Genomic DNA, 23390 nt, shown 5'->3' with positions numbered 1-23390 from the left:
TTGAGTCAACTATCTACTGGTCCCATAGAAAATAATCTGGTAGGCGGTGTAAGACCTACTCAGCTTGTTACTCTTAAAATTGTCAATCAGAGTGATGATACTCCGTCAACGGTTCAAGTCGAAGGCTATTATATGAATGGGACAAGAACTTTATATGTAAGTGAACAGGTTAATTTAGCTCCTAATCAAGTGGTTAATAGGGATTATTATGCAAACTTTGATTCATTTGAATTTCTATTCACAACACCTATTACGATTGATGATCCCATTCAAATTTCAGTTTGGGGGAAGAGTAGCACAGGTCAATTAGTGACTGCTCATCGCCTTGTCTACTCTGAATTATATGGAGAACATATAGGAATTACAGGTGCTACTGGAGCTACTGGAGCTACAGGAAGCGTTGGTGCAACGGGAGCGACAGGTGCTGGCGTAACCGGAGCCACAGGTGCTGGAGTAACGGGAGCGACAGGAAGTGCAGGGGCAACGGGAGCGACAGGAACTGCTGGAGCAACGGGAGCCACAGGTGCTGGAGCTACTGGAGCTACAGGAAGCGTCGGAGCAATGGGAGCAACAGGAAGCACTGGAGCAACGGGAGCGACAGGTGCTGGCGTAACCGGAGCAACAGGAACTGCTGGAGCAACGGGAGCAACAGGAAGCACTGGAGCAACGGGAGCGACAGGTGCTGGCGTAACCGGAGCAACAGGAACTGCTGGAGCAACGGGAGCAACAGGAAGCACTGGAGCAACGGGAGCGACAGGAAGTGCTGGAGCAACGGGAGCAACAGGTGCTGGCGTAACCGGAGCAACAGGAACTGCTGGAGCAACGGGAGTAACAGGAAGTGCTGGAGCAACGGGAGCAACAGGTGCTGGCGTAACGGGAGCGACAGGAAGTGCTGGAGCAACGGGAGCGACGGGTAGCGCTGGTGTAACTGGAGCGACAGGAACTGCTGGAGTAACGGGAGCGACAGGAAGTGCTGGAGCAACGGGAGCGACGGGTAGCGCTGGTGTAACTGGAGCGACAGGAACTGCTGGTGTAACTGGAGCGACAGGAAGTACTGGAGCAACGGGAGCAACAGGTGCTGGTGTAACTGGAGCAACAGGTGCTACTGGTTCAGGTGCAATTATTCCATATTCTTCTGGTCTTCCAGTAGCAATGACCACTGTATTAGGGGGGCTTTTGAATACTTCAAGTGCAGTTGGTTTTGGTAGCAGTGCAACCAATATCAGTATTACAGGCGGTACTATAGATCTCACCGGAGCGGCTGGAACCTTGCTGAACTTTGCGTTCTCGGTTCCTAGAACTGGAACGATTACGTCTATGGCAGCCTATTTCAGTGCGACAGCTTCCGTTAGTTTAGTGGGGACTACGGTAACAATCACGGCTCAATTATACAGATCTACTACACCTAACAATACCTTCACAGCAGTACCTGGGGCTTTAGTTACGTTAAGTCCTCCGCTTACAGGATTAGTTGCTCTTGGAACTATTAGCAGTGGTAATACCACAGGTTTGAGCATCCCTGTAACTGTGGGAGAACGCTTGTTGTTGGTCTTCACTTCGACGGTCACGGCTGGCATTGACGTTGCAACAACTGTTGCTGGCTATGCTAGTGCAGGAGTTACAATCGCATAATCTGAAGAAAAAGGGATATCCCGATAGCCCTATGGGCTGCAGGATATCCTGATTTTTTCTCCAACGTTGTTATTTAGATCATTAGAATCTCCCGGATGTCTTGCTCTGTGAGGGTAGACAAGCTTTCTTGACCTGGCTGGATGACCTCATCGATCAAGTTCTTTTTCTTCTGCTGCAGCTCATACATCTTGTCCTCTACGGTGCCTTGGGTGACGAGACGAATTACTTGCACTACATTTTTCTGCCCGATACGGTGAGCCCGATCCGCAGCTTGCTGCTCGACGGCAGGATTCCACCAAAGATCGTAAAGGATTACAGTGTCTGCCCCAGTTAGGTTGAGCCCGGTCCCGCCGGCCTTTAAGGAGATTAAGAAAATATCACGCTCTCCTTCATTAAATTTATTACATAAATCTACTCGTTGAGAAACAGGCGTTTGACCATCTAAATAAAAGTATGGAATGCCCTGATATCCTAGTTCACGCCCAATCAGGCCGAGCATCTCTGTGAATTGTGAGAATACTAACATACGTTTACCCGAACTACGACATTCTTCTATGATTTCGAGCAGCTGCTCGAATTTAGCAGAGCTTCCTTCATATCCATCGACAAAAAGAGCAGGGTGGCAACACAACTGGCGCAGACGAGTTAGTCCCGCCAGAACTTTGATCCGATTATTATTGCCGAAGCTATCTTGGGTCAAATGCTTAAGCGCCTCTTTTTTCAAACGGGCGAGATAAGCTACATATAACTTTTTTTGCTCCGGCAGCAGTTCACATGCTTGTACGGATTCAATTTTGTCCGGAAGTTCCTTTAACACATCACTCTTTAAGCGCCGCAGCAAAAAGGGACGCGCCCGCTTCGCAACCGTTTCTCTTGGTAAATCATGAAAAGCTTTTTTGCCTGGAAACAACCCAGGGAACACGGTGCCGAAAATGGACCATAAATCTTCCAACGCATTCTCCACGGGAGTACCCGTAAGTGCAAAACGGTGCCGGGCTTGAAGCGCCATTACAGCTTGGGCTGTCTGTGTAGTATGGTTTTTTATAGTTTGTGCTTCATCGAGAATCAGGGTATGAAAAGACTTTTTAGCATACAGCTGAACATCTCTGCGAAGCAACGGATAAGAAGTGATGATTACATCAGCTTTTGCTGTATTTTTTAAAATCCGCCCGCGCTCAATTAGACTACCGTCTGCAATGACAGCTTTGATCTCTGGCGTGAATTTTTTAAGCTCATTAAGCCAGTTATAAGTGAGAGACGCAGGAGCGACAATTAGGGCAGGCAGTCCATTCTGGCGGATCTCTGGAAGTTCTGACAGGAGAAAAGCGATACTTTGCAGCGTTTTGCCTAACCCCATATCATCCGCCAAAATACCACCAAAACGGTAATGGGCCAACGTCTTCAACCACTGAAATCCATATTGTTGATAATCCCTTAGCACAGGAACCAGACTGTCAGGTATAGGAAAATCAAGATTCTCAGGATTCCGCATGTTCGCAAGTAACCTTTTAAAGGATCTGCCCAGCTTAATGGAGTCACTCTTAGCATCCGTGGAGGTCAAATGTAGCCCGCGAACAACGGGCAGAGAAAATTCCACCCCTTTGATCTCACCTTCCCGGATGCCTATATCATTCATAAAGGTAATGATTTCTTGAAGCTCCTCGCTCTCCAGCGGTAGTAGGGCCCCATCAGGCAAGCGGTAGTATTTGCGTTTTTCCTGCAGGGATTTCAGAACCATAACAATCTCAGCTTCTGGAATCCCGCCCATATCGAATTTAAAATCAAGCCAGTCCGTCTTTTCATTCCAACTAATGCTCACCTTTGGGGGTGTAGTGCTCGTGAACAGTCTTGCTTTGACTGCGGAGGTCGCATAGACCGAAAGCAGCGGTTCCAGCAGCGGAATGGTATGGTACAAAAAATCGTACTCGCCCTCTTCGTCTGTCATAATATATCCGCCCTCAGTTTTAGCGAAGGATTCGTGCTCCATCAGCTCCAGAATGCGGGCTTCTCCCTCCCCGTCTCGCAAAAGAATCAAATTCGTCCCGCGAACATGGGCTTTTTCATCTAAGGGATTGATCACAATGTCACCATATTGGAACTCTAGTCCGGCGAGCAGCCGATCTCTCACACGGTCCAGATAAAGTCTCGCGATAAGCCTATGTTGGACAATCCGATCCGCGATGGAATCGGCGATATGGACGTTGCCTAGCTTTTTCAGACCAGGAATAACCTTGTCCATAAAAGACTCCATTTGCTCGGGGGCAATATCGATGCCATTTCGGCGGGAGGAATCCAGCATTTTTTTCATTTCAGCAAGGCGTATGCTTTCTTGAGGGGATAGCTTCAGCAACTTACCTTCCGACAGTACTATCCCGTAATCTTCTAAGACCGAAATCTGCTCAAGTCCTTGAATATCCAGATGATATCCATCCTCTTCTGCCTGTTCAAATTCAAAGCTGAGTGGAGGCGCCTCATTAGACACAAGGATGCCTTCGTACAGCACCTCTTCTTGTTGCAAAAATACCGAAGAGACCTCTGAAAGCGCAGGCTGAAGCGACTCCCAGAAAAAAGGAGGGACGGCCAGCAAACGATCTCCCCCAATACTTCCCCCATAAGGTGAGTAAGGAGTTACGTTATCGCGGTACATTTTTTCATTTAATACAATATCAATCAGCTTCTGTAGAACAACATTGTCTTCCTTCCGAAAGCTGTAAATGGCAGGATCATAGATAAAATGTTTCGAGAACTCAAAGGATTCTCCGCGGTGTACGCTTTCTAGAAAACCCCTTATTTTCTGAACAATATATAGACGTTTTGGACCGACTTTCATTTCTATACCCAGCATGGTGTGGCTGTAACTATAAGTGAACGGCTTGCATGTAAACTCTATATTTAGAGGAAGTCTGTTATCTACAAAAGCCCCCGTACCGCTAGGACGCGGTGTATGGTTGCTGAACATCCCCAGTAGGCTGCTCACGAGCTGTTGATCTCTGGACTTTCCCCCGTTGTCTTGCGCAGTATCTGTAAAAATACGTGGGGTTAGAATCTCAGTATCTTCTATAGAGGACAGGTGCGAAGCTCCGGTAGGCTCTGAACGATCTCGGCCAGTTTTAAGGGCGTCAACGTTGATCAGCACAGCCGCGATATGTTTACAGAATGGCCCCCCATGGGAGTAGGCTGGACAATTACACTCTGCCTGGACATCCCCATCAATATCAATGACCACCATAACTTCATAGTCGATCGCCCCCTGAACAATGGCTTCATATCGAGAGCGGGGCAAATCTGGAATGGAGTCATTGTATTCTTCAACTTCAATTATATCGACACTTTCAGTTTGGTAATAAGCTAATCCTTTTTCAAAAATAGACTTGCCGCACAGCAGTTTGATTACCCGTTCTGATACACTAAAGCCCATAACATAATTCCTTCCTCATAACTTGATCTTGAAAAGCCCGAATTTAATATAGTACTTATGATAACAGAACGGGCGTGCGCATCAAATAGGGGGTGTTGTTTTACTTATTCCATGCATGATAAAAGCGATCGTCAGGTTGATTTCTTCCTCGTCGTTCCAGTCCTTATCTGGCTGCAGCAGCAAGCGATTCATCAAATAACCTACGACAGATGAGAGTGTGAAGCGTATAAGTGTGGGTGTAGGCACCTCGATGATTTCACCCTTTTCCTTAAAATGTTCAACAATATCAATCACGCGCTCCAGTATTTTGCTAAGAATATTCTCTACAAACTGCGCTCTAACTGTTGGCTGAAAAGGAATCTCCTGAATAAGAATCTTAAGAATTTTAAAATTCTTGCGGGCGAAATCCAGCCGATTGATCATAAATGCCCGCAGGAACTCCTCAAAGCTGTCGTAGGGCATATCAAGCACGCCGTTGAAATTCCGCAGCACAAAAGGCGCAAGCATGCGACTCATGGTAGGACCTACTATGGCAAGCAGCAGATCATTTTTAGTCTTGTAATAGCGAAAAATCGTTCCCTCCGCCACGCCCGCCTTCTGAGAAATTTCACTCGTTGAAGTCGCAGAGTATCCTTTTTCGGAGAATACCTCAATCGCCGCTTGTAGAATAGAAATCTGCTTCGGTGTCAGTTTCTCGTCTTTGCCAAGGGTCAGCAGTTCTTCTATCCACTGCTCTTCTATATTTTGTTCCCTAGAAACTTCCTCTTTCATTACAATAGCCCTCCATGCTTGATTCATTTTGTTTCAATGATAATAGTTTTTGTGAAGTTACATTTTGCGATGCTTGCGCAGTGCTAATACATTCAGCAGCATAAATAGCAGCGAAAATCCTATTAGTACATAGACATCCAGTGCAATTGCGCTCCATCCTTTGCCACGGACCATAATGTCCATCAGAGCTTCTGATCCGTAATAGATCGGTGTAGCGAGGCCAACGCGCTGGAGCCACAGTGGAAGGGTATCAAGCGGGAATAATCCACTGAGGAAGATTTGTGGCACTATAATGAGCGGAATGAACTGAATCATCTGCAACTCATTGGCTGCAAAAGCCGACAGCAGTGTGCCCAACGTCAGCGCTGTCATCGATAGGAGTAATGTGATCAGCAATACGTAACCAAAGCTGCCTGTCATCATAATGCCAAGAATCTGTATGGAATACCATGAGATCAATAGCGCCTGAAAAACGGTAAATATGCCGAAACCACATACATACCCCATCACAATCTCCCATCTTTTCAATGGAGTCGAAAGTAGGCGTTCAAGCGTGCCTGTGGTTCGTTCCCTTAAGAAGGATACACCTGCAATCAAGAATACGAAAAAGAAAACAAATACGCCAATCATAATGGGACCGAAACGGTCGATTGTCTTCATATTCTCAGAACCGTAAAGATAGCTGATCTGCGGCTGTAATTGTTCCTTTGTGCTTGGAAGAAGCTTCTGGGAGATTTGTTGAAGCGTCATGATTACTGCCTTGTTGGCTGTAGGGTTGCTACCTTCTAGCAGCACTTGAGGCGTAACTTGCGAATCTCCGGCGGTTCCGTTCAAAGTGATCAAAGCGTCAATTTTTCCTTCTACTAAAGCGCCTTTTCCCAGCTCTGAGCTGGCATATTCTTTGATGATGGCATTTTGTTCTTTTAACGCAGCTGACATATTTAGAGGTACACCGGACACACCGATTTTGGGTTCATAGGCGTCACCGTTGAAGACCAAGCTCATTAAGCTTAGAACGAGGAGTGGTGCAATGAACATTAATGCCATTGTTCTTTTATCATGAATGAATTGTCGCAAAATCCTTAAGGTGATCGCTCGGATTCTCATGAACGCACACCTCCATAATATAAAAAGGCTTCTTCAATAGAAGCTGAACCGGTGGCTTGCAGCAGTCCGGCAGGCGTGTCGGCAGCAAGCAGCTTGCCATCACGGATCATTCCGAGCCGGTCACATTTTTCAGCTTCATCCATGACATGCGTGGTCAGCACAATAGTGGTGCCTTTCTGGTTCAGCGCTTTTAGTTCCTTCCAGATGGATAGCCGCAATACCGGATCTATGCCAACTGTAGGCTCATCAAGAATAAGCAACGGCGGTTCATGCAGCAGCGCGATCGCCAATGATAAGCGGCGTTTCATCCCGCCGGAGTATTGGTCTACTCTTTTTCGCAAATGATCTTGTAAATTAACGATCTCCATTACGGCTGTGATGCGTTTGGAGCGTTGCTCCCCCTTTAGTCCATATAGCGCTGCAAAAAACTCCAGATTCTCCTTCGCGCTAAGCTCCGTGTACAAGGCATCAGACTGGGCCATATACCCAATCTGTTGCAGCATAGTCAGCTTCGGCATCGTCACGCCAAGTATTTTCACCTCGCCGGAGGTTACCTCATCGATACCTGTAAGCAGCTTCACTAATGTTGTTTTTCCTGAGCCCGATGGCCCTAGTATGCCAAAGGTTTCCGCACGTTCCACTTGAAGCGAAATATCCTCGAGCACCTGTTTCTCTCCAAACGCTTTCCCGACATGGCTCACTGAAATAACTGGAACCTCTGAACCCATGTTTATCTCCTCGATTCTGAATGTTCTGGGATACTTACTTGAGTTGAAGATGTTGCTGGTGATGGTGATGGTGATGGTGATGGTGATGGTGATGGTGATGAACTGCATTGCGTTAAACACTCTAATTATATAATGAGTGAGTACTCACTCATTACTCTGCATCAAAAGTTAGGAATTGTAAACCATATATTTTATACAAAGGTATCCCACAGTATTAGCTTAATCCCGATTGACGTTTGTTAATTCAACATGTCCTTTTACTATGTATATAGAGATGATTTGAATGAAAGGCAAAAGTGCCACTAAATAGTGTCAGTCCGCCTAAACTAGGTAATAGAAAGACATAAATGCCCTTAAATGGCGTCGATCCACTTAAATCAGCTAAAAGAAAGGCATAATTGCCTCAAAATAGCACGGGTTTACCTAAACCAGACAAAAGAAGGGCATAAATGCCACTAAATAGGCATGATTTAGATAAATCAAGCTAAAGAACGGTATAAATCCCGCACAATGAGCTCAATCCGACTGAAGTCAGTAAAAGAACGGTATAAATCCCGCACAATGAGCCCGATCCTACTAAAGTCAGTAAAAGAACGGTATAAATCCCGCACAATGAGCCCGATCCTACTAAAGTCAGTAAAAGAACGGTATAAATCCCGTACAATGTACCCAATCCCGCTAAAGTTAGCAAAAGAACGGTATAAATCCCGTAGAGTGAGCTCATTCTTTGAAGTCAGCTAAAGAACGGTAAAAATCCCTCACAAAGAGCTCAATCCGACTGAAGTCAGTAAAAGAACGGTATAAATCCCGCACAATGAGCCCAATCCTACTAAAGTCAGTAAAAGAACGGTATAAATCCCGTACAATCAGCCGAATCTCCTAACCTTACGCAGAAACCGCCCCAACAGACCAGGTAGTTTTTAAATCGTAAGCAGCAGCCACATAATTGATAGCAGACTCTCGCCAGCAACAAGCTTCCCCACACGCCCAAGCGAACTCCACATATACTCCACGTGCCCATCGACCCCAGCAACAAGCTTCCCCACGCGCCCAAGCGAACTCCACATATACTCACCGTGCCCAGCGGCCTCCTCGACAAGCTTCCCCACGCGCCCAAGCGACCTCCCAATATACTCCACCCGCCCACCTCGGCAACAAGCTCCCCCCACCCGCCTGCAATCTCAAATTAGTCCCTCGTCACGCCAAATTCCAAACAATTCTCCAACTAAATAAGGTAGCCACACCAAGCACCTTTTTACGAAAATAGGCTGTTTTTGCTGTTTAGTTCATTTGGTTTAGATCAAGAAAATTGTTAAATGAGCTAATATACCTGATTTTTTAAAAAAAAGAATACTAGTTAATATTTCCATTACATTCCTCTGCAACAGAATTGACAATTGTAGACGAAAATGACATTAGCAGTTACCTATACGAAAAGGGTGAATCTAATTGAAAAACAGTAAATGGATTAGCGCAACGTTGGCTTCAGCACTTCTTGCAACAGTAGGCGTTGGAAGTGTATCTGCAGCTAGCACCGGCAGTAATGTAAAATCTGTAGCTACCAATCAAGTCGCTGCTGTTACAGCAGTTAAAGAAGGTACAACTACTTGGAATGTAAACGGAACGCCGATTGTGTTTAACACCATTAACAGCAGTGGTTACAAGCTTTACTCGCTGACTCAGGTAGCTGGTGAAATTGGGGCTAAGGTAGTACTGGGAACAAGCGGGTTTGAACTTAACGACAGCAAAGGACTACATAATGTGCAACTCAAAACAGGCTCAAAGAGCTATCAAGTAGATGGTAATTCCGAATCGTTCACAGTGGCTCCAGTGTTTTATAACGGTAAAACCTATGTAGAGCTGACTAAGTTAGTTATTGCATTAGGTGGAGAGCTGGACGCTGATGCTAGCACGATTTTGAGCTTTGCACGTCCGGAAGGATTGTTTGATACTTTGCACTGGACGGCAGCTGGTAACCTGATTGCGAACAAAAGTGATGCAGAAACTACTCAGCTTATCAAATTCAGTACAGAACCAGGTAACTATGAAGTGTTTTCGTCAAATGACAGTGCGGTGGACTTTGCAGTATCGCCGGATCAACAGTGGGGAGCTTTTAATGATGAGAAAGGTTTGCTGAATCTGATTAACTTGTCTAGCGGAGCTGTTAAAACACTAGGCACCGACAATAGCGTGAAGACAGATCTGGTTTGGTCCAAAGATGGGAAAAGCATTTATTTCATCCAAGGAGACAAGCAAGAAAAAATCGCTAAAATCTCAGTAGAGACTGGTGATGTTAAATCCGTATTGGCTGACAAGGTTGAGAATAAATCTGAACTGCGCATTTCTGCTGACGAAAAAAGTGCCGTTTATATCGTTAATTTGACGGGTGTTGCTAAAAATGATGCAGACAGCACAGAAGATTCTCTTACGGTAGACTTTAGCTCGGCAGGAGAGCAGCTTTACAAGCTTGATCTGGCTACAAAAGATGCTAAACCAGCTGCATTAACAACCACAGCGGATAACAAGCTTTACCCAGAGATTTTGGCTGATGGAAATGTGGCATACCTGAGCGCAGATGCAGACGGCAATGCGAAGAATACCCTGAAGCTTGTAAAAGCGGACGCAACCAGCACTAATATTGCACTTGATATCGAAGTGAATTGGTCCACTGGCGTTAGCAATGGTTTGGTAGTGGCAGGTACTACGGCAGACGGAAGCACAGTGATCTATTCTATCGATGGTAGTGGTGCAAAGACCGAACTGTTCCGTACGACTGAAGATGTATCTGAAGTATCTGTATCTAAAGATGGAAGCAAGCTTGCGATTGTGAGCGGCGACAGCGTATGGGTTATCCAAGGCGGTAAAGGGCTGCAACTGACTAAATAATGATTATCCTAAAACATATTTTAACGGCCTAGAGCCGAGAGGAGAAAATAGTACAATGAAAATCTTCAAGAAATTAACAGTAACGGCTTTAACAGCCGTAATCGCGGTAACCGCATCTTTTGCAGGGATTGCAGCAGCAGCAGATTCACTTAGTGGCAAAATCACCGTTAACGGTTCAACCGCACTTCTTCCATTGACCTTGCAAGCGGCAAAAGAATTCCAAAAGCTGCACCCTAAAGTAAAAATCGCAGCATCTGGTAAAGGTTCTGTAACTGGACCACAAGCTGTGAAAAAAGGCATCGCTGATATCGGCGCTTGCGACTGGGATGCTAGCATCGACGTACCAGGCTTCAAAGCTTTTGACGGACAGGTAGCGAACAAAGTAGCTGTCATTCCTTTTGCAACGATTGTAAACAAAAATGTGGGTGTAGATAACCTCACAACAGAACAACTTAAAGGCATTTTCGCTGGCAAAATTACCAACTGGAAAGAAGTAGGCGGCGCAGATGCAGATATCGTTGTCATCACTCGCTCTTTCGGTTCTGGTACCCGCGTTAACTATCAAGCTAAAGCCTTGGATGGCGGAGATATCGTTAAAAAAGCTAAGAACTACAAAGAAACAGGTTCATCCGGCGACATGAAAACAGCAGTAGGAACTACTCCTAACTCCATCGGTTATATCGACCTTGTTTATGTAAGTGGCGACGTAAAAGCAGTGAAACACAACGGTATCGCAGCTACTACAGACAACGTAATTAACGGTTCTTATAAGATTTGGGCTTATGGTTACTACATGACTAAAGGCCAACCTACTGGCGCAACTAAAGAATTTATCGAATACGTACAAAGCAAAAAGTTCCAACAAGGTTCTCTGAAAAAGCTTAAATTCATTCCGATCGCAGCAATGAAGGGTTAATAACATCTGAAGATCATATTGAACGGTAACAGCGGCCAGCCCCGATTTTGATACGGGGTTGGCCGCTTACAGGAGGGAAAGTATGGGGGCACCAGTCCACAACCTGGCAACTAAGGTTAAGGAGGGCGTTACAAAAGTTAGCGCCAACTCCAAACGTCACAGTAGACATATGTTTAGCAACCGATTATTCCGCTTTTATTTCTTATTCAGCATTCTTGCACTTTGCTTCGTGCTTGGACTTGTAATTCTATTTATCGGCAAAACGGCGCTGCTTCTGTTTGGTCATCTCTCGCCTGCGGACTTTTTCTTTTCTTTTAACTGGACGCCTGAAGAGGACTCCTTTGGGGCTGCTGCCTTCATCGTAAATACACTTTCACTGACGGCTTTGACCCTGCTGATCGCAGTACCTATTTCTGTGGGTATGGCCGTGCTCTGTGCGGAGATTGCTCCGAAGTGGATGAAGACCTTCATTCGCCCGGTGCTCGATTTGCTCGTTGGTATACCTTCTATAGTATATGGTTATTTAGGCTTAACGGTATTACTTCCATTTCTTCGTAGAGTTAGTGGGGAGAGCTTGGGCGATGGATTACTGGCTGCGGCCCTCGTGCTCGCATTAATGGTCCTGCCAACAATTTGCCGAATCAGTGATGATGCAATTGTCGCTGTTCCACGCAAATATCGGGATGCTGCGTACGCTCTTGGATCTACCCGTCTGCAAGTTATTATGCGTGTTGTTTTGCCTGCGGCTAGCAGAGGAATTATCTCCGCGGTCATTCTCGGGATGACTCGTGCTGTGGGGGAGACAATGGCTGTAGTTATGGTTATAGGAAACACACCACAGTTGGCAAAAACCTTATTTACACCTGCCTCGGTCTTGACTAGTAACATCGTTATGCAAATCTCGAATGTAGAGTTTGAGTCAACCTGGAATTATGCCCTACATATGATGGCCTTTCTTCTGCTGGTGATTTCATTTGTACTGATTCTGATCATCCGCGTGCTGGGTAGAAAAAGGAGGGATGCAGCGTGAACGGATTCGCAAGTACAAAGCATACAGCGCGTGCTCAGAGACGCAATAAGATGGCGACTATAGGGTTTTATACGCTTGGGGCTTTAGTTATGCTGCTAATCTTCTGGCTGCTCTTCACGATTCTTAGTAAAGGTCTGCCAGCACTGCGGCCTGACTTCCTGATTAAACAGCCTGAAGAGATTGACGTAGGTGGCGGGATCGGTCCTGTACTTTTCAACTCTTTTTATATTTTGTTCATCTCGCTGCTTATTTCCGTCCCTATCGGTTTAGGTGCGGGGATTTATATGGCGGAGTATGCTCCGGATAATGCTTTTACAGGCGGCCTGCGTATATGTGTAGAAGCTCTCTCTTCGGTTCCTTCAATTGTATTTGGTATGCTTGGACTTGCGATATTTGCTGAATATTTTGGGATCGGCCTGACGATTCTTGGCGGTGGGGTAAGCTTGGCGCTTTTGAATCTGCCTATGCTTGCACGTGTGACGGAGGAAGCGGTTCGTGCTGTTCCTGGGGAGATGCGTGAAGCTGGATATGCACTGGGCATGACTAAATTCCACGTGATCCGCACAGTAGTTCTACCCGTTGCAATGTCAGCCATTGTTACTGGGATTTGTCTCGTTGCTGGGCGCGCCTTCGGGGAGTCTGCGGTTATTATCCTTACCGCTGGCCTTAGTACCTCGGGCGAAATGTGGGACTTTAATCTGTTCTCGCCGGGAGAAACCCTGGCAGTGCATCTATGGTATGTACAATCTGAAGCAATTGTAGAAGATGCGCGGCAAATCGCTGACAAATCAGCAGCCGTACTCGTATTTGTAGTTCTGTTTATTAACTTTGCCTTCCGTTTTCCGCTCTGGCTCGGAAATCGTCGCAAAGGGCGCTGATTCCGCTAATATAGGAAGACATGCATAAAAAACTGTCTCTCGGCGAGAAATCGCCGTGAACAGTTTTTTTATTCCCGATTAAATAAGCAAAGGTACTCTCATCCTTCGATAAAATTGCTAATGCGCGTGTCTTTTGAGTAATTGGATTGGCCACGCTTATAGAGAGCTAAAAAAGTTTCCATATTTAAAAATCAGAAATGGGAATGTGAAGAGTAATAGTCGATGAGTAATGAGTGGTGAGTGGTGAGTGATGAGTAGTGAGCGATGAGTAATGAGTGATGAGTGGTGAGTGGTGAGTGGTGAGTAGTGAGTAGTGAGTAGTGAGTAGTGAGTAGTGAGTGGTGAGTGGTGAGTGGTGAGTAATGAGTGGTGAGTAGTGAGTAGTGAGTGATGAGTGAGTAATGGTGATAAGAGTGGTTTTTAATTGCACTTTATGCACTTATTTTTAAGGGGGATAGGTTTGTTTGGGTTTAATTGTACTTTGTGCAGTTAAAAATGGTGAAAAGGCCATTCTAGGCGTAAATCTGAGAATATAAGTGTATGTAATGCAATTAAAGCGAGTTTTGGAGGTAAAAGGGTACTTTTAGTTGCAGAAAATGCAATTAGATAGCATGTAGCGGCGTTTCTCCGGAAAAGCAGCCGTAATGTTCTAATGCTAAACGTGGGATGACCTGGCAGTGACTCATAGAAACTGATCATCGATTGCTAAGCTTCACAGAACCCTGAGCCCCAATGAGTTCTAAGTGTGACCAAGTCCGAGCGAGCATCAAAAGTTAAGCTCCATCGACTCATAGCCCGACGAGGCATGGGTTTTCACTGAATTCTAAGTTTCGAATGCTAAGCTCTATCGGACCCTGAGCTCCGACGAGGCTAAGGTTTCATCAAGTTCTGAGCTTCGAATCCAAGCTCCATTAATCTCTGAAACTCAACTAATCCAGAGCCGCGAATCTTTAAGCTCAGTCGTTCAGTCGTCTATTCGTCCCAGTGACTCCCTGAGCTCCGCCCAACCTCTCCCCTGAACATAGAAACAGCCTTCCCGAAGGAAGGCTGTTTCTATATGACGTCCCGGAAGGGATTCGAACCCCCGACCGTGCGCTTAGAAGGCGCATGCTCTATCCAGCTGAGCTACCGGGACATGGTTGCTGGCAGAAAAGCAAGCAGGAATTATCATATCATATGGGGTGTTTTTTTTCAAGCTGTTTTTTAAAAAGAGTACGGGGTATGCTATAATCTACAATTATTAAGTTTCGGAAGAAGCTTAAGGTATTAATAACTTTTATAATGGTTAGGATTCCATTCACATAAGTAGACATAAGGAGGTGCCCTCATTAAACATTCGGATTCCCCCGCCACCAAAGAGAATATCGTCCTTTTCCCCAAGACACTGGACTATTATCAAATCCAGCTGACGGTGATGCTGGAAAGTGAACGCTACGGGGAAGCGATGGAGCTGCTTCGTTTTTTGCTGCAGTGTCAAGGACAGGAAGAGCGAAATTACGAGGAATGGCGGTCCCTGCTGGAATGGCTCGAAACGGCATTTCCTTACGCGTCCCAGAATGGAGATGCGGAGGGAGCTGTTCACCCCGAAGACGAAGATTTAAGGGAAGAGGATATGGCCCGCTTTTTGGCCAAATCTAAAATGAACGAGGATACGGGGTATCCCAAAAAGCTGCTGCAGCGGGTGATGAACGAGCCTCTGTCTGAGGCGACAATACTTGCACTAGAGCAGCTATCCTATCTGGAAGGTGGCGGCGTTGACGAGGAGCTGACCACTTGGCTACAGGGGGATAATGTTCATCCACTGCTGCAATTTCGGACCTTGCAGACGCTTAAGCGGCGTGGGATGCAGGGAACAGTGAAGCTGATTCGCGGACATGAAAAGGTACTTGTAGAGATCGAGAGCGTGCCACTGCAGACGGAGGATTTTCCTCCGCAGGTGAGTCATGTGCTGGAGCGGGTAGCCGGGCAGGCTGAGGTGCATGAGCCTACGCTGTATTATTTTGCACAAGAGCTCTGGGGCCAGTTCATCATGTCGATTTATGGGTCGGATGAATATCGGAAATTGCTGGAAGGCGAAGACGTTTTGCTGGATATTTGGGCAGGAGCGTTGCACCAATTTGTTTCTGAGAGTTTAAACGGCTCCCGACAAGAGGAAGAGACACGTGGAATGTATGGCATCACAGACGGCATGCGCTTTCAATTTGAGGGAGCTTATCGTGCTCTCAAGGGTTTTGTAAAGACTTCTCTACTTGATAAATAAAGTAATGTTGTATATAATATAATGGTTATTCTGTGCGTGGATTGTATCATTATTTGAAGTAAACTTGTGAACCTATATTTTGGAGGGAAAAGTATAATATGAAAGCAACATGGGAAAAAATAGAGAAGAACCTTGGAGTTCTTGAAGTAGAAGTAGACGCAGAACGCGTAACAGCAGCACTTGATAAAGCTTTTAACAAAGTCGTTAAAAAAGCTAACGTACCAGGCTTCCGTAAAGGTAAAGTACCTCGGCCGATCTTTGAATCCCGTTTTGGTGTAGAAAGCTTGTACCAAGATGCAATCGACATTCTTCTTCCTGAAGCTTACGGTGAAGCAGTTGAACAAACTGACATCTTCCCTGTAGACCGTCCTGAAGTTGATATTGAGCAATTTGCTAAAGGCCAATCCTTTATCTTCAAAGCGAAGATCACGGTTAAACCTGAAGTGAAGCTCGGCGATTACAAAGGTCTGGAAGTTCCAGTACAAAAAGCTGAAGTGACTGAAGAAGAGTTGAGTGCTGAACTTGCTCGTCTGCAAGAACGTCATGCTGAGCTTGTAGTAGTTGAAGAAGAAGCAGCAGCTAACGGCGACATCGCTGTAATCGATTTTGACGGATATGTTGATGATGTACCGTTTGAAGGCGGAAAAGCTGAACGTCACTCTCTTGAGCTTGGCAGCAACTCCTTCATTCCAGGATTCGAAGAGCAAGTGGTAGGAATGGCTACTGGAGATTTCAAAGATGTTGAAGTTACTTTCCCTGATGAATACCATGCAGAGAACCTTGCGGGTAAAAAAGCAGTATTCAAAGTGAAGCTGCACGAAATCAAACGCAAACAACTTCCTGCATTGGATGATGAATTCGCTAAAGATGTAAGTGAATTCGAAACTTTGGATGAGTACAAAGCAGATTTGAAGGCTCAGCTCGAATCCCGTAAAGAGGAAGAACTAAAAGGCCTTCGTGAAAATGCAGTTGTTGATAAAGCAGCAGCTAACGCTGAAGTTGAAATCCCTGAAGCTATGATCAACAGTGAAGTTGAGAATATGGTTCGTGACTTCGACACTCGTCTTCGTCAACAAGGCATGAACATGGATATGTTCCTTAGCTTCTCCGGCCAAACTCGTGAAGACTTGCAGAACCAAATGAAAGGCGATGCTGAAAAACGCGTTCGCAACAACCTGGTATTGGAAGTTATCGCAAAACAAGAGAACATTGAAGTTTCCGAAGAAGAAGTTAACGAAGAGTTGGCTACTATGGCTGAAGCTTACAAACGTACTCCAGAAGAAATCCGCAGCATCTTGGCAGCTAACGGTTCACTGGGCAGCTTGAGCGAAGAGCTTTCGTTGCGTAAAACCATTGATTTCCTTGTTAGCAATAGTGTAGAAGTTGAAGCAGTAGAAGAAGCACCAGCTGCTGAAGACACTAAAGCTGAGTAGGATATTTTAAAATTATAAGAAGGTATAAGTTTCACTTTATACTTTATTCTTATAATTCTCGCATAAACGCTTACCGTCCTTAAATGGACGCCGAAGGCGTTTTAGCTTGACACTACCTAGAACGGCCAAGTTACACGGCCTCCATACAGATATGATAAGGCACGTAAGTTTCGTTACGTGCCTTATTTTTATCCTCGGCCGCAAATATATGTGACTACATAGGTATCCGTATGAACGTATGGCAATAAGGTAATAGGGGCGGTAACGTCACAATTCACAAGCAGCGGACTGTCCACTGTAGTGAAAAAATGACATCGCGCCGTGAACGTGTTAAAATATTTCTGAAACGATAAGACTAATCTGTACAGAGAAAAGAGGTTGGTGGCATGAGTCTGGTACCAATGGTTGTGGAATCAACAAGTCGTGGAGAACGTTCGTACGATATCTATTCCAGATTGCTCAAGGATCGCATCATTTTCTTAAGCAGTGCGATTGACGATGATGTCGCCAATCTGGTTATTGCTCAATTGCTGTTTTTGGCAGCAGATGATCCCGAGAAGGACATTCACTTGTACCTCAACTCACCCGGTGGTTCAGTAACAGCCGGCATGGGTATATACGATACGATGCAATATATCAAACCGGATGTTTCAACCATTTGTGTAGGGATGGCAGCAAGCATGGGATCGCTCCTTCTAACAGCTGGGGCTCCGGGCAAAAGATATGCGCTGACCAACAGCGAAGTAATGATTCATCAACCGCTCGGCGGTGTTCAAGGTCAAGCGTCTGATATTTGGATTCACACTGACTGGATCCTCAAGACGAGACAGAAGCTGAATCAAATTTATGTAGATCGCACAGGTCAGCCCCTTGAAAAAATCGAACGGGACACAGACCGCGATAACTTCATGAGCGCGGAAGAAGCCAAGGAATATGGGCTTATTGACCAGGTTCTTTCTTCACCGATGAAATCTTAAAGGGGTGGTTAGATGTTTAAATTTAATGATGAAAAAGGGCAATTGAAATGTTCTTTTTGCGGTAAATCACAAGAGCAGGTTCGTAAGCTTGTAGCAGGACCGGGCGTTTATATATGTGACGAATGTATCGAGCTTTGCACGGAAATTGTGGAAGAAGAGCTCGGTCATGAGGAAGAGCTTGATCTGAAGGACATTCCAAAACCAAAGGAAATTCGTGATATTTTGGATCAATATGTAATCGGTCAAGAGCAAGCGAAGAAATCTCTTTCTGTAGCGGTTTATAACCACTACAAGCGCGTGAACAGCCAAAGCAAGATCGAAGATGTTGAGCTGACGAAGAGTAATATCCTTTTGCTCGGTCCAACAGGTTCTGGTAAAACCTTGTTAGCACAAACGATGGCGAAGATTATCAACGTTCCTTTTGCTATTGCAGACGCTACTTCCTTAACGGAAGCTGGTTATGTTGGCGAGGATGTTGAGAACATTCTGCTCAAACTCATTCAAGCTGCAGATTACGATGTGGAGAAAGCCGAACGCGGCATTATCTATATTGATGAAATTGATAAAGTAGCACGTAAATCCGAGAATCCGTCCATTACTCGTGACGTTTCCGGCGAAGGTGTGCAGCAAGCGCTTCTGAAGATTCTGGAAGGAACTGTTGCTTCTGTGCCTCCGCAGGGCGGACGTAAGCATCCTCACCAGGAGTTTATTCAGATCGACACGACGAACATCCTGTTCATCGTTGGCGGTGCCTTTGACGGCCTGGAGCAAATGATTAAACGCCGTATCGGTAAAAAAATCATTGGCTTCAACGCAGCAGTTGAAGGACAAAAGGATCTTAAGCCTGGCGAATATTTGTCGATGGTATTGCCTGAAGATTTGCTCAAATTCGGTCTTATTCCTGAATTTGTAGGCCGTCTGCCAGTCATCTCGACTTTGGAGCCGCTTGATGAGAATACGCTTGTACGTATCCTTTCCGAGCCTAAAAATGCACTCACTAAACAATATATCAAGCTGCTGGAAATGGACAACGTAGCGTTGAAGTTCGAACCATTGGCACTCGAAGCAATTGCCAAGGAAGCGATCAAACGTAATACGGGAGCCCGTGGACTGCGCGCGATTATTGAGAGCATCATGCTCGATGTGATGTATGAAGTTCCTTCACGCGATGATATTAAGGATTGTGTGATCACGGAACAGGTCGTTCAGGAGAAAGCTTTGCCTGAGCTCAACCTTAAGAAAGACAAGAAGAAAGAGGAAAGCGCGTAAGCCGCTTTTCCTTAACAATACATGTCACAGTCTCCACCTTTCTTCCGCTTATCCCGCTTCACATTAGCGGGAGCGAAGGGGTGGAGCTTTGGCGTTATGGGGGAGAAAAATCATGTTCTTGAGACACCAAACCCGTCCTGTCAATGTTGGCGGGCTCATTATTGGGGGAAACAACGAGGTTGCGATTCAAAGCATGTGTACAACCAAAACCGCTGATGTGGAGGCTACTGTAGCTGAAATATTGCGGCTTGAGGAAGCAGGCTGCCAGCTAGTACGTGTAACTGTCAACAATGAAGAGGCGGCTGCCGCAATCAAGGAGATCAAGAAACAGATTCATATCCCACTCGTAGCGGATATTCATTTCAACTATAAGCTAGCGTTGATGGCTATCGAGAACGGCATCGATAAGGTACGGATTAATCCGGGGAACATTGGTCGTCGCGAAAAGGTAGAAGCGGTAGTTAAAGCATGTAAAGAAAAAGGAATTCCGATTCGGATTGGTGTAAACGCCGGTTCTTTGGAGAATCACCTTTTGGAAAAATACGGATACCCAACCCCAGAAGCTATGGTAGAAAGTGCGTTATACCATATTGGGATTCTGGAGGAACTGGATTTCCACGACATTATCGTTTCTCTAAAAGCATCCGATGTGCCAATGGCCATCGAAGCTTACCGTCAGGCTGCGGAAGTCATCCCTTATCCACTGCACTTGGGGATTACAGAATCTGGCACATTGTTTGCTGGTACAGTGAAGAGCTCCGCAGGTATTGGTGCACTGCTCTCTATGGGCATCGGCAGCACACTGCGTATCTCGCTTAGTGCCGATCCGGTTGAAGAGGTTAAGGTGGCGCGTGAGCTGCTGAAGACGTTTGGTCTGATCTCTAACGCGGCGACGCTGATCTCTTGTCCGACTTGCGGACGACTGGATATCGATCTTTTTTCCATCGCTAATGAGGTGGAAGAATACATTTCGAAGCTTAAGGTGCCTATTAAAGTTTCCGTCCTTGGCTGTGCTGTTAACGGTCCTGGTGAAGCACGTGAAGCAGATATCGGTATTGCTGGCGCTCGTGGGGAAGGTTTGCTTTTCCGCTACGGACAAATGATCCGTAAAGTGCCTGAAGCTGAACTCGTAAACGAGCTGAAGAAGGAAATTGATGCGATTGTGGTGGCTTACGAGGCAACGGGCGAAATCCCAGGCCGCGCCCACGCTAACCTTGCACCTCCGGTGCAATCGAAGTAACTTGGTCTGAATGGTATTTATAAGAATTTTCAATCTCATAATATTATAAACACTTCTTAGCATCGTATAGTAATTTTGGGCGACGTTAGGTAAGTAGTGATCTAAGTGGCGAAGAACGTCCTGTGCAGTTCCGGTATATCCGGGGGCTCATGGGGCGTTTTTTTTTGCGTTTATTTCCATTTTGGAGGAAGGGATGATTAAACATGAACTATGAACAAGCCCATGAAAAATTTATTGCGCATCATCTTGCAAGCAGAGCGGGCGAACGTCGGGGGAGGCTGGAGAGAGGGCATGGCCACGCCGAGAAATTATTTTTGCAGAATGTCTGGTGGCCGCTTTGTGGTGATTTCAATAATCTTCATCCGGAGTATGAGGTGCTGGATTTACAAAGACGAGCTTATTTTGCTGATTTTGCTTTTTTGCCGGGGCCGATCAAGCTTTTGTTTGAGATCAAAGGGTATGCAGCTCATGTAAGAGACATGGATAGGCTGAAGTATTGTAATGAGCTAAATCGTGAAACTTTTCTGTACGGAATGGGTTATCAAGTAATTTCATTTGCCTATGATGATGTTGAACAGCGCCCTGAGTTATGTGTTACACTGCTGCGTTTGGCGCTAAGCCGCTACCAAATTGTAGATGCACCGCGTGGCAGACTGCTAATCGCTGAGAAGGAAATCATGCGTTTAGTGGTGCGTCAAGCTGGGGTGATACGCCCTAAAGTAGTCGCTGATTATTTCACGCTAGATCCCAAAACAGTACGCATGATGCTAAAGAATCTCTGTGAAAAAGGCTGGCTTACCCCTGTGAAGAGGGGAATCGGCGTCAAAAATGTTGAGTATAACTCCGCACTCCTCCGCATTCCTTCCTCTCCAACCTCCTCAACTATCTCCTTTTTAAAAATTACCTAAGCCACATTCGCAATTCCCACACTCATTAATGCCCTTATAGTTAATTATCAGAGTCTATCCTACTGCAACAATTCAACAAATCCTTAAATTTGCGTTTACTAATTACCGAAACGGCTATACTACCTAATAGTAGCCAAGGGTGGAAAGGTAGACTGAACGAAACAGGAGGATGACCTATGGAATTAAGTATAGTTGTGATGATCGTGCAGCTCTTTTTCGCGCTGGTTATCGGCGTATACTTTTGGAATCTGCTGCGGGGTCAGAAGACAAATAAGACAGCGGTAGAACGAGAGTCGCGCAAGGAACTGGACAAGTTACGGAAAATGCGGATGATTACATTAACTAAACCATTGTCGGAGAAAACACGTCCGGCTTCTATTGGAGATATTGTCGGGCAAAAAGATGGGCTGCGCGCCCTGAAAGCCGCACTTTGCAGCGCTAATCCGCAGCATGTGATTATTTATGGTCCGCCGGGAGTCGGCAAGACTGCGGCAGCACGTGTTGTCATGGAAGAGGCGAAAAAGAATGTGCTTTCTCCTTTTAAAAGTGACGCCAAATTCACAGAGATTGACGCCACTACCGCTCGTTTTGATGAGCGTGGTATTGCTGACCCGTTGATCGGCTCTGTGCATGATCCTATTTATCAAGGTGCAGGGGCCATGGGTGTGGCGGGTGTGCCACAGCCGAAACCGGGCGCGGTGACTAAGGCGCATGGCGGGATTCTTTTTCTGGATGAGATAGGAGAGCTTCACCCTATTCAGATGAATAAGCTGCTTAAAGTGCTTGAGGACCGGAAGGTCCTGCTAGAGAGCGCTTATTATAATTCGGAGGATAATAATACTCCGGCTTATATTCATGATATTTTTCAAAATGGATTGCCTGCTGATTTCCGGCTAGTTGGCGCTACTACGCGCTCTCCAGATGAGATTTCACCTGCGCTGCGTTCGCGCTGCATGGAGATTTATTTCCGCCCGCTGCTGCCGGATGAGATTGCCGTCATCGCGCGTGACGCGATACAGAAAATTGGGCTTAAACCAAGTCCGGAAGCAGTCACTGTGGTGCAACAGTATGCAACCAACGGCCGGGAGGCAGTTAATATGATTCAGTTGGCTGCCGGATTAGCTTTAACTGAGCAGAGAGATACACTAAATGCTGCTGATGTGGAATGGGTGGCAGGCAGCAGCCAGCTTCCGCTGCGTACGGAACGCAAGATTCCTTCGGCACCGCAGATTGGATTAGTCAATGGTCTTGCCGTGTATGGGCCAGGGATGGGTACTCTGCTCGAAATCGAAGTTTCCGCAGCGCCTGCTGTGAACGGCCAAGGCAGATTGAACGTGACAGGTGTGGTGGATGAAGAAGAGATCGGTGGAGGCTCCCGCACGATTCGGCGAAAAAGTATGGCAAAGGGCTCAGTTGAGAATGTATTGACCGTACTGCGTACGATGAATCTGGAGCCCGATCGTTATGATCTACATGTGAATTTCCCAGGGGGTACACCGATTGACGGACCTTCTGCTGGAGTAGCGATGGCAGTAGCAATTGTCTCCGCTATTCGTGGACTTCCCGTGGATAACACGGTAGCGATCACAGGTGAGATAGGCATCCATGGTCGAGTTAAGCCAGTGGGTGGTGTAATTGCCAAAGTAGAAGCTGCTTTTCAAGCTGGAGCCACTACAGTGCTTATTCCAAAAGAAAACTGGCAGTCGCTCTTCGCTGACCTCGCACCATTACGCGTTATTCCAATGGAAACAGTAGAAGAGGTGTTCCGTCACCTGTTCGGTGCCGATACAGCTGATGTAAGGCTGCCTGCAGTTGCTGGAGAGCTGTTCTCCGCTGCACCTTCACTCCTAAAGGCCGATGCGGCTGGTGAATCTGCAAAGGGTTAAACTAAATTGATCCCTAATTCGAAGAATAAGGTGAGATTTGTCGCTGTAAAA

Annotated in this window: 17 protein-coding genes and 1 tRNA gene; 12 read left to right on the top strand and 6 right to left on the bottom strand. The window is 46.0% G+C overall.

Annotated elements, in window-relative coordinates:
- Nucleotides 1-1632, top strand: coding sequence for an exosporium glycoprotein BclB-related protein (locus tag MHB56_RS08740; RefSeq protein WP_341143481.1), 1632 nt, complete (start codon nt 1-3; stop codon nt 1630-1632).
- Between the two features lie 73 nt (nt 1633-1705).
- Here the strand turns inward: MHB56_RS08740 and MHB56_RS08735 are convergent, their stop codons facing one another.
- From MHB56_RS08735 to MHB56_RS08715, 5 genes are all read right to left on the bottom strand, one after another.
- The gene (locus MHB56_RS08735; protein WP_341143480.1) at nt 1706-5050 is read right to left on the bottom strand and encodes a DEAD/DEAH box helicase; all 3345 of its coding nucleotides are present in this window, start codon (nt 5048-5050) and stop codon (nt 1706-1708) included.
- Between the two features lie 81 nt (nt 5051-5131).
- A complete protein-coding gene (locus tag MHB56_RS08730) occupies nt 5132-5821 on the bottom strand; it encodes a TetR/AcrR family transcriptional regulator (RefSeq protein ID WP_341143479.1) in 690 nt (229 codons plus the stop codon).
- A gap of 57 nt (nt 5822-5878) precedes the next feature.
- On the bottom strand, nt 5879-6928 hold the full coding sequence (locus MHB56_RS08725; RefSeq protein ID WP_341143478.1) for an ABC transporter permease: 1050 nt from the start codon (nt 6926-6928) through the stop codon (nt 5879-5881).
- Complete coding sequence (locus MHB56_RS08720) at nt 6925-7656, bottom strand: ABC transporter ATP-binding protein (protein WP_076129437.1); 732 nt, start codon at nt 7654-7656, stop codon at nt 6925-6927. The genes MHB56_RS08725 and MHB56_RS08720 overlap by 4 nt, the downstream gene beginning before the upstream one ends.
- 920 nt (nt 7657-8576) lie before the next feature.
- Entirely contained in the window at nt 8577-8765 is a 189-nt protein-coding gene (locus tag MHB56_RS08715) for a hypothetical protein (protein ID WP_341143477.1), read from the bottom strand.
- 340 nt (nt 8766-9105) lie between these two features.
- Between MHB56_RS08715 and MHB56_RS08710 the strand changes: the two genes are divergently transcribed.
- The 4 genes from MHB56_RS08710 (at nt 9106) to pstA (ending at nt 13366) form a co-directional block, all read left to right on the top strand.
- Entirely contained in the window at nt 9106-10542 is a 1437-nt protein-coding gene (locus tag MHB56_RS08710) for a stalk domain-containing protein (protein WP_076129434.1), read from the top strand.
- Between the two features lie 55 nt (nt 10543-10597).
- The gene (locus tag MHB56_RS08705; RefSeq protein ID WP_038573065.1) at nt 10598-11458 is read left to right on the top strand and encodes a phosphate ABC transporter substrate-binding protein; all 861 of its coding nucleotides are present in this window, start codon (nt 10598-10600) and stop codon (nt 11456-11458) included.
- Between the two features lie 82 nt (nt 11459-11540).
- A complete protein-coding gene (gene pstC / locus MHB56_RS08700) occupies nt 11541-12488 on the top strand; it encodes a phosphate ABC transporter permease subunit PstC (RefSeq protein ID WP_341143476.1) in 948 nt (315 codons plus the stop codon).
- 50 nt (nt 12489-12538) lie between these two features.
- On the top strand, nt 12539-13366 hold the full coding sequence (gene pstA / locus MHB56_RS08695; protein ID WP_076194563.1) for a phosphate ABC transporter permease PstA: 828 nt from the start codon (nt 12539-12541) through the stop codon (nt 13364-13366).
- 1061 nt (nt 13367-14427) lie between these two features.
- Here pstA and MHB56_RS08690 read toward each other — a convergent pair.
- Nucleotides 14428-14501: transfer RNA gene (locus MHB56_RS08690), tRNA-Arg, on the bottom strand.
- A gap of 279 nt (nt 14502-14780) precedes the next feature.
- Here MHB56_RS08690 and MHB56_RS08685 point away from each other — a divergent pair.
- The 7 genes from MHB56_RS08685 (at nt 14781) to lonB (ending at nt 23339) form a co-directional block, all read left to right on the top strand.
- The gene (locus tag MHB56_RS08685) at nt 14781-15626 is read left to right on the top strand and encodes a hypothetical protein (protein ID WP_036685042.1); all 846 of its coding nucleotides are present in this window, start codon (nt 14781-14783) and stop codon (nt 15624-15626) included.
- Between the two features lie 98 nt (nt 15627-15724).
- Nucleotides 15725-17059 carry a trigger factor gene (tig, locus tag MHB56_RS08680; RefSeq protein WP_036685045.1) on the top strand — a complete coding sequence of 445 codons (1335 nt, stop codon included), beginning with the start codon at nt 15725-15727 and terminating at the stop codon, nt 17057-17059.
- Between the two features lie 386 nt (nt 17060-17445).
- Nucleotides 17446-18036: an ATP-dependent Clp endopeptidase proteolytic subunit ClpP gene (gene clpP / locus MHB56_RS08675; RefSeq protein ID WP_076129430.1), complete on the top strand. Its 591-nt coding sequence runs from the start codon at nt 17446-17448 to the stop codon at nt 18034-18036.
- Nucleotides 18037-18048: 12 nt separating this feature from the next.
- Nucleotides 18049-19305: an ATP-dependent protease ATP-binding subunit ClpX gene (clpX, locus tag MHB56_RS08670; protein ID WP_036685052.1), complete on the top strand. Its 1257-nt coding sequence runs from the start codon at nt 18049-18051 to the stop codon at nt 19303-19305.
- Between the two features lie 112 nt (nt 19306-19417).
- Nucleotides 19418-20545, top strand: a complete 1128-nt coding sequence (gene ispG, locus MHB56_RS08665) for a flavodoxin-dependent (E)-4-hydroxy-3-methylbut-2-enyl-diphosphate synthase (RefSeq protein ID WP_036685055.1) — start codon at nt 19418-19420, stop codon at nt 20543-20545.
- A gap of 203 nt (nt 20546-20748) precedes the next feature.
- Nucleotides 20749-21453: a BlaI/MecI/CopY family transcriptional regulator gene (locus MHB56_RS08660; RefSeq protein WP_341143475.1), complete on the top strand. Its 705-nt coding sequence runs from the start codon at nt 20749-20751 to the stop codon at nt 21451-21453.
- Between the two features lie 176 nt (nt 21454-21629).
- Entirely contained in the window at nt 21630-23339 is a 1710-nt protein-coding gene (gene lonB, locus MHB56_RS08655; RefSeq protein WP_038573063.1) for an ATP-dependent protease LonB, read from the top strand.
- The last annotated feature ends 51 nt before the right edge of the window (nt 23340-23390 follow it).

The organism is Paenibacillus sp. FSL H8-0315, from assembly GCF_038005365.1.
Lineage (GTDB): Bacteria > Bacillota > Bacilli > Paenibacillales > Paenibacillaceae > Paenibacillus_AQ > Paenibacillus_AQ odorifer.
Note: the sequence above shows the minus strand (reverse complement) of the source record. Positions and strands in the feature narration are given on the sequence as shown.

What these genes read in the sequence shown, in the direction of transcription:
- MHB56_RS08735 (WP_341143480.1), bottom strand. Translation starts at nt 5,050, where the DNA reads ATGGGCTTTAGTGTATCAGAACGGGTAATCAAACTGCTGTGCGGCAAG.
- MHB56_RS08730 (WP_341143479.1), bottom strand. Translation starts at nt 5,821, where the DNA reads ATGAAAGAGGAAGTTTCTAGGGAACAAAATATAGAAGAGCAGTGGATA.
- MHB56_RS08725 (WP_341143478.1), bottom strand. Translation starts at nt 6,928, where the DNA reads ATGAGAATCCGAGCGATCACCTTAAGGATTTTGCGACAATTCATTCAT.
- MHB56_RS08720 (WP_076129437.1), bottom strand. Translation starts at nt 7,656, where the DNA reads ATGGGTTCAGAGGTTCCAGTTATTTCAGTGAGCCATGTCGGGAAAGCG.
- MHB56_RS08705 (WP_038573065.1), top strand. Translation starts at nt 10,598, where the DNA reads ATGAAAATCTTCAAGAAATTAACAGTAACGGCTTTAACAGCCGTAATC.
- pstC (WP_341143476.1), top strand. Translation starts at nt 11,541, where the DNA reads ATGGGGGCACCAGTCCACAACCTGGCAACTAAGGTTAAGGAGGGCGTT.
- pstA (WP_076194563.1), top strand. Translation starts at nt 12,539, where the DNA reads ATGGCGACTATAGGGTTTTATACGCTTGGGGCTTTAGTTATGCTGCTA.
- MHB56_RS08685 (WP_036685042.1), top strand. Translation starts at nt 14,781, where the DNA reads ATGCTGGAAAGTGAACGCTACGGGGAAGCGATGGAGCTGCTTCGTTTT.
- tig (WP_036685045.1), top strand. Translation starts at nt 15,725, where the DNA reads ATGAAAGCAACATGGGAAAAAATAGAGAAGAACCTTGGAGTTCTTGAA.
- clpP (WP_076129430.1), top strand. Translation starts at nt 17,446, where the DNA reads ATGAGTCTGGTACCAATGGTTGTGGAATCAACAAGTCGTGGAGAACGT.
- clpX (WP_036685052.1), top strand. Translation starts at nt 18,049, where the DNA reads ATGTTTAAATTTAATGATGAAAAAGGGCAATTGAAATGTTCTTTTTGC.
- ispG (WP_036685055.1), top strand. Translation starts at nt 19,418, where the DNA reads ATGTTCTTGAGACACCAAACCCGTCCTGTCAATGTTGGCGGGCTCATT.
- MHB56_RS08660 (WP_341143475.1), top strand. Translation starts at nt 20,749, where the DNA reads ATGAACTATGAACAAGCCCATGAAAAATTTATTGCGCATCATCTTGCA.
- lonB (WP_038573063.1), top strand. Translation starts at nt 21,630, where the DNA reads ATGGAATTAAGTATAGTTGTGATGATCGTGCAGCTCTTTTTCGCGCTG.